10 protein-coding genes and 1 other annotated feature are annotated in these 16092 nt (G+C 27.9%); of the genes, 7 read left to right on the forward strand and 3 right to left on the reverse strand.

The features are described from left to right. Positions 1 to 14: 14 nt before the first annotated feature. The 6 genes from GOM42_RS03330 to GOM42_RS03355 all read left to right on the forward strand — a co-directional run bounded on the left by GOM42_RS03330 (position 15) and on the right by GOM42_RS03355 (position 9682). Entirely contained in the window at positions 15 to 2438 is a 2424-nt protein-coding gene (locus tag GOM42_RS03330) for a glucosaminidase domain-containing protein (protein WP_003460505.1), read from the forward strand. Between the two features lie 128 nt (positions 2439 to 2566). Continuing rightward, positions 2567 to 4219: a cell wall-binding protein gene (locus tag GOM42_RS03335; RefSeq protein WP_003460499.1), complete on the forward strand. Its 1653-nt coding sequence runs from the start codon at positions 2567 to 2569 to the stop codon at positions 4217 to 4219. Positions 4220 to 4420: 201 nt separating this feature from the next. Then, positions 4421 to 5785, forward strand: a complete 1365-nt coding sequence (locus GOM42_RS03340) for a L,D-transpeptidase family protein (RefSeq protein WP_049039483.1) — start codon at positions 4421 to 4423, stop codon at positions 5783 to 5785. A 204-nt stretch (positions 5786 to 5989) separates the two neighbouring features. After that, positions 5990 to 7858 (forward strand): phosphocholine cytidylyltransferase/choline kinase family protein, encoded by a 1869-nt coding sequence (locus tag GOM42_RS03345; protein WP_057230824.1) that lies wholly within the window; start codon positions 5990 to 5992, stop codon positions 7856 to 7858. A 25-nt stretch (positions 7859 to 7883) separates the two neighbouring features. Beyond that, entirely contained in the window at positions 7884 to 8852 is a 969-nt protein-coding gene (locus tag GOM42_RS03350; protein WP_011009939.1) for a DMT family transporter, read from the forward strand. Positions 8853 to 8998: 146 nt separating this feature from the next. Next, on the forward strand, positions 8999 to 9682 hold the full coding sequence (locus GOM42_RS03355) for an NTP transferase domain-containing protein (RefSeq protein WP_011009940.1): 684 nt from the start codon (positions 8999 to 9001) through the stop codon (positions 9680 to 9682). Between the two features lie 118 nt (positions 9683 to 9800). Here the strand turns inward: GOM42_RS03355 and GOM42_RS03360 are convergent, their stop codons facing one another. From GOM42_RS03360 to brnQ, 3 genes are all read right to left on the reverse strand, one after another. Then, the gene (locus GOM42_RS03360; protein ID WP_003460565.1) at positions 9801 to 11093 is read right to left on the reverse strand and encodes an N-acetylmuramoyl-L-alanine amidase family protein; all 1293 of its coding nucleotides are present in this window, start codon (positions 11091 to 11093) and stop codon (positions 9801 to 9803) included. Between the two features lie 118 nt (positions 11094 to 11211). Then, positions 11212 to 12222: an LCP family protein gene (locus GOM42_RS03365; RefSeq protein ID WP_003460577.1), complete on the reverse strand. Its 1011-nt coding sequence runs from the start codon at positions 12220 to 12222 to the stop codon at positions 11212 to 11214. A 288-nt stretch (positions 12223 to 12510) separates the two neighbouring features. After that, a complete protein-coding gene (gene brnQ, locus GOM42_RS03370) occupies positions 12511 to 13785 on the reverse strand; it encodes a branched-chain amino acid transport system II carrier protein (protein ID WP_003453506.1) in 1275 nt (424 codons plus the stop codon). A gap of 406 nt (positions 13786 to 14191) precedes the next feature. Beyond that, positions 14192 to 14406: a binding site (T-box leader), on the forward strand. 131 nt (positions 14407 to 14537) lie between these two features. Between brnQ and trpS the strand changes: the two genes are divergently transcribed. After that, positions 14538 to 15536, forward strand: coding sequence for a tryptophan--tRNA ligase (gene trpS / locus GOM42_RS03375; protein WP_003464429.1), 999 nt, complete (start codon positions 14538 to 14540; stop codon positions 15534 to 15536). Positions 15537 to 16092: the final 556 nt, after the last annotated feature.

The following is a 16092-nucleotide window of genomic DNA, read 5'->3' on the forward strand; positions in this document are numbered from 1 at the left end:
AAGGGGGAGTTTCATTGATTAAAAAGTTTATTCTTGCTACAGTTATTACTTTAAGTGTAACTTCAATTAATGTTCTAGCTTCAGAGAATGTAAATGATAAGTCTGATGAAAATAAGTCTTCTACTTTAGTTGGAGAAACTTATGAAATTGTAAAAGAGCCAAATATGTTTTTTTCAATTCCAGGTGATAATGTAGAAAGCTATAAAGATGAAAATGGAATTGAGAGAGAAGAATTTAAAAAGGATAAAGAAGGTCAAGAATCTATAAACAGACTTGTTACAAAGACTAAGAGTAAGTATGAGATAGCATTAGCTCATGAAAATGGGAAATATACATTTTTAGATTCTGCAAACACAAAGGAAGAAGCAGAGAAAAAGGTTGAAAATGCAAGTGAAAAATATAATACTTTTGCAGCAATGCCTGTTGTTTTAAATGATAGTGGACAAGTAGCTTATTCAGAAAAATCAATGGGAAGATTAGTTAAATATAAAAATGGAAGTCCAGCTGGATATGGAGAAATAACTAATATATATGCTAATCCTAATTTAACAAATGACTTTACATATATTAATCATGGTTATGTAGATGATGTTCCAATAATTGAGGATAGAGGAAATGTTGCAAAAATAGAAGTTGGAGGATATGAAGGTTGGGTAAATAAAGATACTAGTTCTGGAAATTATGATTTAGTCATAGTACCATTAAACCAAGTAAAAAATCCAAGTTATTATATAGTTAGAGATGGAGAGTTAATCCATTATATAAGTAGTGATCTTACCAATTATTCTGAAGGTGGATATGAGGTTGTTATAGGACCAGCACCTAATTTCTTAAGTGAAAATGTAAAATATTATAGTTATGATAACAAATATTTTTATAAAGATTTAAGTACATTAATAGGTGATTTACAAAATGATAATCATAATAATTCCGTAAATGCAAATAATCCTTTTTATCCATATTATATGCATTTACCATTTAGAAGTAAAACAACATTTACTGCTGAAGAATTAAATAATTTTATTGCTAAAAAGACAAAATCATATAGCAAATTAAGAGGAACTGGACAAGCTTTTATAGATGCACAAAATAAATATGGAGCAAATGCTCTTTTACTTTTAGGACTAGCGGCTAATGAATCAGCTTGGGGAACATCTCAAATAGCTCAACAAAAAAATAATTTATTTGGAATAAATGCTATTGATTCAAGTCCAGGAGCATCAGCAAATTCATTTGAAACTGTTGAAGGCTGTATAAATGATTTTGCAAAATATTATATTTCTAGAGGATATTCAGATCCAGAAGATTGGAGATATTTTGGAGGATACCTTGGAAATAAGGGTAGTGGAGCTAATGTTAAATATGCTTCAGATCCATTCTGGGGAGAAAAAGCAGGACAAAATGCTTATATAGCTGATTACTGGACAAGTGGAAAAGGAATAGCAGGTTTAAAAGATTATAATTACTATCAGTTAGGCATTTATACAGGGGCTAGTAGTGTTACAAATAAAGATAATGAAAAATTATATGATGTAGGTAGCTTATATACTGAAAGAGTAGAAAAAATAGGAGCTACAACAATTTTAACTAGCAAAGAAAAGATTAATCACAATGGAAAAGAATGTTATGAAATAAATCCAGTTAGAACAACTCCTGTAATATCAAATGGATCACCAGTAGCATTCCCAGGTCCATACGATTGGAATGATAAAGGCTTTGTAGATGCATCAAAAGTTAAGCTTATAAATGAAGGTAAGTATTCTGAAAATGTTATGGGAAAATGGGAATTAAATAATGGCATATGGTACTATTATATAGACGGAAAATATGTTACTGGGTGGAATAATATAGATAATAACAAGTATTATTTTGATCAATCAGGTAAGATGCAAACAGGTTGGCTATGTATAGATAATATATGGTATCATTTTAGAGATAATGGAACAATAGACATAGGTTGGAGAGAAATAGATGGATATTGGTATTATTTTAATAATGATGGAGAAATGCAAAAGGGTTGGCAGACAATAGGTAAATATAAGTATTATTTCAATGATAATGGAGTAATGAATATTGGCTGGAGAAAAATAGATAATATTTGGTACTATTTTAATATAAATGGAGAAATGCAAACAGGATGGTTATTTGAAAATAATATATGGTATCATTTTGAAACTACAGGTTCAATGACTGTAGGATGGAAAAAAATAAATAATGATTGGTACTATTTTAATTCAAATGGAGAAATGCAAACAGGATGGCAAAATATTGGTACTCCAAAATATCATTTTAGAGATAATGGTGTAATGGACATTGGATGGAGAGAAATAGATGGACAATGGCATTATTTTAATGAGAATGGAGAAATGCAAACAGGTTGGCAATATATAAATGGAAATAGTTATTATTTCGATGAAAAAGGAATATGGAAACAGTAATAAAAAGACTGATTAAATTCAGTCTTTTTATTATAGAATAAATTTCTAATATTGATAAATATAACGTAATAAGGTAATATTTAAGTATAAGCAAGTTTATACGCTAATTCAAAAAAAGAGGTGGACAAGTGAAGAGAAAAAGTATTGCATTAGTTCTTTCTTTAGGACTGTTAGGTTCTGTTACTTTAGGTAGCATTGAAACAGTTTATGCTGAAGGAAATAAGAACACAACTAATATTAGTGAAGTAAAAGTTGACAATAAGGTAGAATTAAGTGACAAGAAAAACAAAGAGATAAAAAATGGATGGGAAATTATAAATGATAAGTGGTATTATCATGAAAGTGATGGAAGTTTAGCTACTGGGTTTAAAAAAATAAATGATGAATGGTATCGTTTTGATAATAATGGAGAAATGCAAGTTGGCTGGCAATATATAAATGATATATGGTACCATTTTAGAGATAATGGACCTATGGATACTGGTTGGAGAAAGATTAATAATGATTGGTATTATTTTAATAATGATGGAGAAATGCAAACAGGATGGCAGTCTATAGGAAATAAAAGATATCATTTCAGAGATAATGGAGTAATGGACACTGGTTGGAGATCATTAGGAAGTGATTGGTATCTATTAAACTCAGATGGAGAAATGCAGACAGGTTGGCAACATATAAATAATATATGGTATCATCTTGAAGATGACGGTAAAATGAATACTGGATGGCAAGATATAAATGGAGACAAATATTATTTTAATAATAGCGGCGAAATGCAAACAGGTTGGCAATATATAAATGATATATGGTACCATTTAAGAGAAAATGGACCTGCAGATACTGGTTGGAGAAAAATAAATAATGACTGGTATTACTTTGATAATATAGGTAAAATGCAGACAAGCTGGCAAGATATTGATAACTCAACATATTATTTCAATGATAATGGAGTTATGAGTATTGGATGGAGAACTATAGAAAGTGAATGGTATTATTTTAATAATAGTGGAGAAAAAGAAAGCAACAAAGTTATAGATGATTGGTATTTAGATAAAAATGGAGTAGGAAATAAGATTGTAACTGAAGGTGTATATGGAAAGAGTGGAAAGGGTAGAGATTTAGAATATTATAGAATAGGACATGGTAAAAAGGTATTATTCTCAGTGTTTGGAGTACATGGATATGAAGATGCTTGGAGTGGTGATTCACAAGAACTTAAAATAATAGCTGAAAAGTCAGTAAATAGATTAAGAAGTGAATATAATACTAAAGGAATAGATTTAAGTGAATGGAGTGTATATATTATACCTTCAGCTAATCCAGATGGAAGAATTGATGGATGGACAAACAATGGACCAGGTAGAACTACAGTAACAACTAAGAATGATATAAATAGATCATTCCCTACAGGATTTTCTCCTTTTTATAGTGCTAGAAACTATACAGGACCAACAGCATTAGGTTCTCCAGAGGCAAAGGCTTTATATAGTTTCATAAATAAAACTATGGAAGGAGCAACTGAAAAAGTTCTTTTAGATGTACATGGATGGGAAAACAAAACAATAGGTAATCCTAGCATTGCTAGATATTTTGATAATGAATTTGGCTTTAGAAATATAAATAAATATCCAGGTGGATTTGTAATAACTTATGGAAATGCTATAGGAGCTAAATCAGTTTTAGTAGAATTTCCAGTTCCTTATTCACATCAAGATATATTAAGAAGAGATTTTTCAGGTAAATTTGCTAATGGATTAGTAAATATTCTTTTAAATAACTAAAAATAAGTATAACTAAACTATATGATAGAATTTTAAAAATAATTTTATCATATAGTTTTTTTATGTTGTTTAAATTTTAATTTATACATAATTTAGATAAATGGTTATAAGAATAATTAACAAAGCATTTATTTTATGTTAAAATTATGAATATATAATTAATTTTTCATGTTTTAATAATTATTGTAAGGGGAGTCTATAATGAAATTTACAAAAAGAAAAATAAAATTATTTAGTTTAACTTGTGCAATTACTACTTTATGTAGTGGATTTGTATTAGGAGAAAATGTACAAGCAGCTAATAATAAGGAATGGAAATTTGAAAATAATAAGTGGAGCTATGTTGATTCTAATAATCTTAGAAGTAAGGATTGGGAGAATATAAAGGGGGATTGGTTTTACTTTAATTCAAAGGGAGAAATGGAAATAGGATGGAAGTATATAAATAAAACTTGGTATCATTTGAGAGAGAATGGCGTAATGGATACTGGTTGGAGAAAAATAAATGGAGATTGGTATTATTTTAATAATAGTGGATCTATGATGACTGGTTGGCAAAATATTAATGGAAGTTGGTACCATTTAAGAGATAATGGTGTAGTGGATATTGGATGGAGAGAACTAGGGGGAGCATGGTACCATTTAAATGAAAGTGGTGCTATGGAAAATGGATGGAAATATATAAATAATGAATGGTATCACTTAAATGAAAATGGACCTATGGATATAGGTTGGAAAAAAATAAATAACGACTGGTATTATTTTAATAATAATGGAGAGATGAAAATTGGGTGGCAAAATATAAATGATACATGGTATCATCTTAAAGAAAATGGAGTTATGGATACAAAATGGAACAAAATAAATGATTATTGGTATTACTTTAATGATGATGGGAAAATGATAAATAACCAATATATTGATGGATGGAGAATAGATAATAATGGGGTAGCTCATTATGAAAAAGCCTTTAGAAATCCAAAGTTAGAAAATAGTAATCAAATAATAGTTGTAACGACAAATAATATGAGTACAAGTTATTGTAATATAGAAATTTATGAAAAGAATGATTCTGGTGAATGGAATAATATTGATAGTACAACTGGAAGAGTAGGAGCTAATGGACTTGCTTATATTGAAAATAGAGTTCAATCAACTAATACTACTCCAGCTGGTGTTATGAGCATAACAGGAGCTTTTGGAGTTAAGAATAATCCTGGAACAAAATTAGATTATATAAAGGTTAATAATAATATGTATTGGGATTTAAATAGCGAAAATTCTACATATAATAGATTGATTAATTATAATCCTGGTGGAGATTATGAGCATTTAATTTCTTATCCTAGACAATATGAATATTCTTTAATAACTGATTATAATCACAATCAGGTTCCAAATAAAGGAGGAGCAATTTTTGTACATTGTTTAGGAAGAGGGGCTACTGGAGGATGTGTTTCAATGCCTAGAGAAAAAATGATTGAAATATTAAAGTGGATAGATCCTAAGAAAAATCCTAAAATTTTAGTTATTCCTAAAGATGATTTAGATGATTATTGGTATTAATACTTAATATAAAATAATCTTAAATAAGAAGTATATATCTAGCAATAATATCAAATTTAAATAGTAATTTTAAAATTAATATTATTAAATAGTTTTAAGAAGTATTAACTTATCTAGGATAAGTTAATACTTTTTTTATTGTAATAAGGAAAATTTTGTGATATTATATTAATGTTCAAAAAATGAACGAAGGGAGAGTTGAGGATGTTATCATATGATATTGAAGTTTTAAAAATTATAAATGATGAAGACAATATAAGTCAAAGAAAATTAGCAGAAATGCTAAACATTTCTTTAGGTAAAATAAATTCTTTACTTAAGGAACTATTGACTAAAGAATACATAGTTAAAATTGATATAGATAAGAGAAATGTTAAATATGAATTAACTGAGGCAGGAATTGCATTACTAGAAAATTCATTAGATAAAGTTAAAAGCACAAAGTTATCAATACATAAGCATAAATTTCATAAAGTTAAACAAGCTGTTATTTTAGGAGCTGGTGGTAAAGGTGATTTTGGAAAGCCAGCTGGTTTTTTAGAGCTTGAAGAATTCAGAATAATTGATAGAATAATTGATATTTTGAAATCAAATGGTATAGAGAAGATTGTTATAGTAAATGGATATAAGAAAGAATACTATGAAGAATTAGCTGAAAAAGATTCAACAATTTTTTGTGTAACTAATTCAAATTATAAATGGACAGGAACTATGAGTTCTTTAGCTTTAGCTAAGGAATATATAGATGATGATTTTATATTGGTAGAAAATGATCTTGTTTTTGAAAGTAGAGCTGTAGAACAAATTATTAAAAATGATAATAGAGATTGTGTTTTAATTACTAATGAAAGTGGATCAGGGGATGAGGCCTTCGTTGAAATAAGAGATGGCTATCTTTTTAAAATGTCAAAAGATGTACACCAATTTAATAAGATTGATGGAGAAATGATTGGTATAAGCAAAATATCTTATAAATTATTTAAAATGATGTTAGAAGAATTTAAACATAATATAAATCCATATATGAATTATGAGTACACTATGTTAGATGTTGCTAGAAATTATAAGGTTGGTTATGAAAAGATAAATGACCTTGTTTGGGGAGAAATTGACAATAAAGATCAATATGAAAAAGTAAAGAAACACATTATACCTATGATAAGAAGAAAAGAAATGCAATATAAAATAGATCAAGTAAAAAGTGCTATAGTTAATGGATTAAAGGTTTCAGAAGAGGAAGTTAAAGAAATAGTACCTGTAGGAGGTATGACTAATAAAAACTATAAGGCTTTTGTAAATGACAAAGCCTATATAGTAAGAATACCAGGATTAGGTACAAGCTCTATGATTAATAGAAGAGATGAAATGATAAACTCTAAACTAGCAGCAGATGAAGGAATAGATGCTAAAATACTTTTCTTTGATGAAGAGTCTGGAGTAAAGATTGCAGAACTTATAGAGGGAGCAGAAACTCTTAATCCTGCAACGGCTAAAAAGAAAGAAAATATGGAATTAGTGGTAGGGGCATTAAGAACTTTACATAATTCAGAGATAAAAATGGAAAATAGATTTAATGTTTTTGAGAAAATTGAGGATTATGAGAGTCTTGTTAAAAAGGTTAGTGGTACTCTTTTTGAAGATTATTATGAAATAAAAACAAGAGTATTAAAGTTAGAAAAAGTTTTAGAAGATAATGGAATGGAAATAAAACCATGTCATAATGATACCGTTCCAGAAAACTTTGTTAAAGATATTAATGAAAGAATGTATCTAATAGATTGGGAGTACAGTGGATTAAATGATCCTATGTGGGATTTAGCGGCTCACTCAATTGAATGTGATTTTTCAGAGGATGATGAAGAATTATTCTTAAATCTATATTTTAACAATTTAATTGAAGATAAGCATAAGATAAGAATTCTTGTTTATAAAATATGTCAGGACTTTTTATGGAGCATATGGACTATTTTAAAAGAGGCTCAAGGCGATGATTTTGGAACTTATGGTATAGATAGATATAATAGAGGAAAGAAAAACTTAGAGTTATTAGATAAAATTTTAATGGGGCAATAAAGTATGAATTTAAAGGAGAGGCAGTATGTTTAAAAGTAATTATAAGGGATATGGTAGTGGAATTATATCTGCTATGGCTTGGGGGCTAGATACTGTTTTAGTTGGAGTTATATTATCCATGGCTCCATTTATAAATACAGAGGCAGCTATAATGTTAGCTCCTTTTGTAAGTACATTTTTACATGATTTTTTTTCAACTTTATGGATGTTTATTTATATGATTTTTACAAGACAAGTTGGAAAACTTTTTAAGTCATTAAAAACTCCAAGTACAAAATATGTTATTTTAGCATCTATATTTGGTGGGCCTATGGGTATGACTGGATATTTACTTTCTGTTAACTATATAGGACCATCATATGCAGCTACTATATCATCAATATATCCTGCAGTTGGAGCAATTTTAGCAGCAATATTCTTAAAAGAAAAAATTAGTAGAAAAGGATATATTGGATTAACAATAAGTATATTAGGAATAGCTCTTTTAGGATTTGGAAATGATGGGGGAAAAGCTAGTTTAATAGGATTTTTATTTGCTGGGTTAAGTGTTTTAGGATGGGGTTCAGAATCTGTAATATGCTCTTATGGTATGAAAGATGAAGATATAAGTCCTAAGCAAGCTTTACAAATTAGACAGTTTATATCTGCTCTTTTTTCAGGGGTAATAATTCTTCCTTTATTAAAAGCTTATCCATTAGTATTTGAAGTTTTAAAAGGAAATGTTATTTTGGTTATAATAGGCACAGCTTTAATGGGAACAATCTCTTACGTTTGTTATTATACGGCTATTCATAAATTAGGACCAACAAGAGCAATGGGACTTAATATAACTTATGTTGTATGGGCAATGATTTTTGATAAAGTACTATTAGGTCATGATATAACTATTAAAATGGTAATATGTGCTTTAATGGTTATGATAGGCTCATTTGTAGTGGCAACTCAACCAGCACATGAAGAAGAATTAACTAATGTTACTAATACAGCAGTTTAGTTCTTAATAGATATGAAATATATAATAAAAGAAATTAATTATATTTTACTAATTAAGATGGGATTGTAAATGCCTTAATATTAGATTATTTTAAAGAAAAAGAAATATAAAGTAAGTTTTGAGAGAATAATAAAGGAGATTAATAAATGAGAGCAATATTACTAGCAGCAGGAATGGGAACTAGATTAAGACCCCTAACTTTAGATACACCTAAGTCACTTATAGAAGTTAATGGAAGACCTCTTTTAGAAAGACAGATAGAATTTTTAAGAGAAAGAGGAGTAGAAGAAATAATTGTAGTTACAGGTTATCTTGCAGAGAAATTTGATTATTTAAAGGATAAATACGGAGTAAAACTAGTTAATAATGATAAATATGATATATATAACAATATATATACTATGTATTTAGTTAGAGAATATTTAGAGAATACCTATGTAGTTGATGCTGATGTTTACATATCAGAAAATTTCTTATTAGAAAAACCAGAAACATCAATGTATTTTTCTGCCAATAAACAAGGTTTTAAAGGAGAATGGAAACTTAGCTTTGATGAGGATTTAAAGGTAAATGATATAGAAGTTGGAGATGATGAAGGTTATATATTATGTGGAGTATCTTATTGGGATAAGAAAGATACAGATATAATAGTTAAGGAACTTGAAGACATGGTTGAAAATGGCGATTTTAGTGAGTTATATTGGGATGATATTGTAAAGAATAATATTTCTAAGTTAGATATTCGCATTGAAAAGATTTCAGAAAATAGTATTTATGAAATTGATAATTTAGAAGAATTAGACTATGTTAAATCAGTAGTAGAGAAATAATAAAGACAAGCTATTAGCTTAAGTTTTAGCTAATAGCTTGTCTCTTTTTTATATAAATTAAAATAGACTTTAATAATTACTAATAATTTTATAAATTAAAAATAAATTTTTATACATATTATTCTGGTAAATAGAAGAAATGAGTTGCTCTTATAGTACCGTTAACAGGGTCATCTACTGAGACTAGTCTTCTATGAAGAACAGAATCAAAATATTTTTTTTGATTATCAACTATATAAGCATAATCATCATCATACCAATTCATAAATGTAAATGAATGTTTATATCCTGAAAATACTACATCTCCAGGTCTAAGATCACTTGTGTTAGTTGATCTTATCCATCCTCTAGAAAGTAATTCTCTTTCTAATTGATATGTGTTAGCTACATATAGAGGGATTTTAACTCCAGCTCTTCTTAAGGCTTCAGAAGTGAAATAAACACAGTTATTAGTTGTTTCTCCACCGTGAAGGTCTATAGCAGCATAATGAACAGATTCTCTATTGTCTTCATTACTCATATAATTAAATAACTTGTATTGAGTATATGAATGAGATCTAGATGGAGAACCGTGTAATACAATTCCATCTTTATTTATATAAGTAGACTCAAACCATTTATCAGTTATCATTACCCCATCTGAATCAAATTTATATATGTTTCCATTAATTGTTTTTTCAGAATCTTGAGCCATTGCACCATTATCATCAAGATAATACCATTTATCATCTGAATTTTTCCAACCTATAGTCATAGGTCCATTTTCACTTAAGTGGTACCAATTGTTATCTAAGAATCTCCAGCCAGTAGCCATAGGCCCATTAGAATTTAAATAGTACCAATTGTTATCTATCTTTTGCCAACCAGTAGCCATAGGTCCATTAGGTTTTAAGTAATACCAATCATCATTTATCTTTTGCCATGAAGTAGCCATAGGCCCATTAGACTTTAGATAATACCAGTCATTATTTATAAATTGCCAACCAGTAACCATAGGTCCATTAGGTTTTAAATAGTACCAATCATCATTTATAGATTGCCAACCAGTAGCCATAGGACCGTTAGGTTTTAAATAGTACCAATCATCATTTATAAATTGCCAACCAGTAGCCATAGGACCATTAGATTTTAAATAATACCAATCACCATTTATAAATTGCCAACCAGTTTCCATGATTCCTTCACTATTGAAATGATACCAATTATCATCAATCTCTTTCCAACCGGTTATTTTTTCATTGTTTAATATATAATACCAATTATTATTTTCATGAACCCAGCCATTATTTATATCAGTCTTTTCTGAAGAAATGTTAGATACTTCTTTATTTGGCTGAGCAAAAACTGATATGCTTTGCAAGGATAAAGTAAGCGTTAGTATAAGGGTTGTAATAATTCTCCTTCTTTTCATAATAACCTCCAATTTTTATATCAATATTATAGAATTAAAAAAAGTATATTTTAATTTAAATCAATAGTATTAAGCAAAAATAATACTTCTATAAATATATAGAAGTATATAAAAAATTTTATTTTTTATCTTCAAAAATATAATCATGAATTTGCTTAACTGTAACATCTTTATCAAATGCTAAATAATAAACACCATTTATCATTTCACCTTTAGAATATTCATCCATAGGATATCTTTCTTGTTCTAAACCAGAACCACCCATGGAAGCAACTATTTTTGCAAGATTTAGAATTTCACCAGATGAAAGACTAGTAGTTACCATAGGCATAAGTTCGTTTAAGATTGTTGGGTATTTAGTTGGAGAAACTTGATTAAATTTTTCAAATAATTTGCTTAAAACTATTCTTTGTCTTTCAGTTCTCTCACCATCTCCACCAGCAGTGTATCTTATTCTACAGTAAGCTAGGGCTTGTGTACCATTTACATGTTGAACACCAGGTGAAGTTATTAAAGGACAATCAGTTTTATTAATTGCATTTAAATTTTTTATATGATCGTTTATACCAGGACTTGCATCAATTTCATCTTGTCTTATATTTAGATCCATTCCACCAACAGAATCAATTATTTTAGGTAATGATGAGAAGTTAACTGTAGCAAAATCTTTAAGATTTAAGTCAAAGTTTTCATTTAAAGTTTTTAAAGCTAATTCATGTCCACCAAAAGCATAGGCATGGTTTATTTTATCTTTTCCATGTCCTTGAATATCCACATAAGAGTCTCTCATTATTGAAGTTAATTTAAGTTTATTATGTATCTTATCAACTGTAGCTATCATTATAGCATCTGATCTACCATCAGTACCTTCAGGAGCATCAATTCCAAATAAAGCTATGTTAGCTATTCCATCGTATTTAGAAAGCTTTTCATCTACCGCTTTATCAATTCCTAAATTGTCTTCATTTAAATCAACTTTGTTCACTTTTCCAAGCATAGTTAGTCCATAAGTAGCTACCCCTCCTACTAAACCAACTATTAAAAGCCCTATAATTGAAAGTGCAATTATTAATTTACGATTTTTAGCAGGCTTTTTTGAACTCCTTTTTTTATTAGTTTTTCTTGCCAATGTAAGCATCCTCCCTTTTTAAAATTACAAAACAATTGTAGCATTCTATTGCATAAGTTGTAAAGTTATGGATAAGATTGTTAAAATTTAAAAATAATATTAATGTTATTTTTAAAATATTAAAATTAAAGAAAGGTTATTTTTGCTTAAGATAAAGCGCATAAAATTATAGCTAAAAAATAATATTTTTTTATAAAGTTTAAAGTGAAAAAAAGATTTATAAATAAAAAAGAATATTTATCAAATATAAATTTTGATAAATATTCTTATATTATAAGATATTATATTTTAAGCTGTAGCAGTTTCTCTTGTAGGAATAATGCTTGGTATTATAAATCCTACTAAAGCAGGTACTACCCAACCAAATCCCTTAGAGTATAGAGGAAGAAGAGAAACTAAGTTTTCTACTCCAGGTATAAAGTTACCTAGTGTTATTAATATACTAACTACTAAAGTAACATATACAGTAACCTTATGAGTAAGTGGGTTAGTTATTCTCTTATGGAATAGATTTAATAATATAAGAACTATTGTTACTGGGTAGATTACACCAAGTAAAGTAGCTGATAATGATATTATCTTATCTAATCCCATACTAGCAACTAATATACTAGTTACTGTCATTAATAAAACGTTAAATTTATATGGCAATTTACCATTAGAAACTCTTTCAAAGAAGCTTCCACCAGCAGAAAGTAATCCTATTGAAGTTGTTAAACAAGCTAATGCCATTGATACACCTATTAATATTGCACCTGCATGTCCTAGAATACTTTCAGCAACAAAAAGTAATAATTGAGAATTTGATAAATCTAAAGCTAAATCCCCAGTATGAGCCCCAAGGAAGATTAATCCACCATAAATTATTGCTAGTCCTCCGATTGCAATAACTGCTGCTTTAATAAGTAATTTAAAGCTAGCTTTACCAGTATATCCTTTAGCTTTTATTGAACCTAATATTATTGAAGAGAATATAACAGCTGCAATTGCATCCATTGTTTGATATCCTTCAAGTAATGATGTAGAAAGGGCATCAGGAGTATATGATTTTGTTAAAGCGTCTATTGGACTAAGAACTCCCTTAGCTATTAAGAAAAATAATATAGCTAATAATATAGGAGTTAAAAATTTACCTAAAACATCTATAACTTTTGATGGCTTTAATACAAAGATTAAATTAACTAAAAAGTAAACAACTATTACTGCAAAGTAATTTATATTTGCAAAGTTAGGAGCAAATGCTAATTCAAATGTAGTAGCTGCTGTTCTAGGAATAGCTAATAATGGTCCAATAAGTATAAATAATGCTATTGAATATATTAATGAGAATTTTTTACCTACTTTATCTCCGAATAATTCAAACTTACCGTTAACTCTCATTGAAGATAATATACCAAGTAGTGGTACTCCAACTCCAGTTATTATAAATCCTATAATCCCTAAATAGTAATCTGCACCTAAATTTCTTCCTAATAAAGGTGGGAAAATAAGGTTACCAGCCCCCAAAAACATTGAGAATAGTGCAAAGCCGATTACTAAAAAATCTGATCTTTTGTTATTCATAATATACACCCCGTCTTTCTTAAACAATCAAATTAATATTTACATTTAAAATTATTATTTAAGATATAAGAGATAAATAATTTTAAAATATATTGATTTATAATTTGATTTAAAAAATTTTTATATAGTATTTTGCTAATATTCTTTTATTAAATTTTTATTTTATTTTTAAAAGTTATAATACTATATTATCATAATGTTAAGAAAAATCAACAAAAATATTTTATATATAAAATTGTGGAAATGTAAACTTGATAATTTGATAAAAAAATAGCTGTAATATTAAATTAATGTTAAAATGGATATTAACGGGATAATTATAGAATTCATCTTAATAATAAGTAAAAGAAATAAATAATCTTGACTAAAGAGTAAAAAATGATAAAATAACATTAAAGTTTAATATAAAATATCAATGACAAGAATTAGTAAACTTAAAAACAAACTTTAAGAGAGTCATATGTTTGCTGGGAGTATGATAGTTATGCTTAAGTTGAATGGATCTTCGAGATGTTTAGAGGAATTTTAGTATTCTAAATCGTAATTCTTACGTTACAAGAAAGAGATACAAAGAATTTTCTTTGTAACATTAGGTGGTACCGCGATATATTCGTCCTATAAGTCTTATGGCTTATAGGGCTTTTTTATTTTAAAAGAAAATAGCTATTTAAGAAATAAAAAGGTTAATTAAATTTTTATAAAGGAGGTGTATCTGATACTTCATTTGATTTTTAGAAGCATCAGAAAAACTAATGGAAGATAAGAAAAAAATTATTTTTAGTGGAATAAAGCCATCAGGTGATTTAACATTAGGAAATTACTTAGGCGCTATAAAAAACTGGACTAAATTACAAGAAGAATATGATTGTTATTTCTGCGTTGTTGATTTACATGCCATAACAGTAAAACAATTACCAGCAGATTTAAGAAGAAGAACTTTAGAAGTTTTAGCTATATATATAGCATCAGGAATAAATCCAGAGAAAAATACATTATTTATACAATCACATGTACCAGCTCATTCAGAAGCTTCATGGCTTTTAACATGTAATTCATATATGGGTGAATTAAGCAGAATGACTCAGTATAAAGATAAATCAAAGAAAATGGGCGATTCAATAGGAGCAGGATTATTTAATTATCCAGTTCTTATGGCAGCTGACATACTTTTATATAATGCAGATCTTGTTCCAGTGGGAAAAGACCAAATGCAACATTTAGAGCTTGCTAGAGATATTGGTACTAGATTTAACAATTCTTATAGCAAAACATTCACTATACCAGAGGGATATGTTCCAAAAGAGGGCGCAAAAATAATGGATTTACAAGATCCAAGCAAAAAGATGTCTAAATCAGATGCTAATCCAAATGGTTTCATATTAATAATGGATGAGCCTAATGTTATAAGAAAGAAAATTTCAAGAGCTGTAACAGATAGTATTGGTGTAGTAAATTATACTGATGAACAGCCAGGCGTTAAGAATTTAATAAATATTCTTTGTGCAATAAAAGGATATACTCCTGAGGAAGTTGTAAAAATGTATGATGGCAAAGGATATGCTGAATTTAAAAATGATGTAGCTGAAGCTATAGTTGAAGAGTTAGCTCCAGTTCAAGAAAAGGTTAAAGCTTTATTAGGAGATAAAAAAGCTTTAGAGGAAATATACAAAAAGGGTGCAGAAAAAGCAAATTATGCTGCAATGAAAACTCTTAGAAAAATGCAAAAGAAAATAGGATTAATCCCAAGATAGGAATTAAGAACTCTATTAAGTAAAGTTCACTAGATATAGCTTAGTAATTATTGAATTTCGTGAAGAATTTCTATTAATTCTTCCATAAATATAATTAAGGCTTCGAAACTCCCGTTGGTCAAACAGTCTCAGCCTTTTAACATTATATTTATTACAGAATAAATGAAATTCTAATCACTTATTCAAATATTACTTCGCTTATATCTAGTGAACTTTTTTATAGAGCTTTTTATTACTTAGTAAGAAAATAAATATTAAGATTATCTAAAAGAGAAAAACTCATTTCATTTCAAACAGTTTCAGATTTTTAAGGATAAATTCATTCCAAAAACAATTAAATTCTAATCATTCATTCAAATACATTTCGCTTATATATGATGAATTTTTTTTATAGGGTTTATAGGGAAAATAATAGATTCTAATCACTTATTCAAATATTACTTCGCTTATATCTAGTGAACTTTTTTATACAATAAAGTTGTTATTTCCTTTAATTTGTAAAAATGATACAATAAAGAAAATTAATAATTTGTTAAGTGATTTTTATGAAGAATTT

Source organism: Clostridium sp. 16K-1-R1, from assembly GCF_023921145.1.
Taxonomy (GTDB): domain Bacteria; phylum Bacillota; class Clostridia; order Clostridiales; family Clostridiaceae; genus Sarcina; species Sarcina perfringens.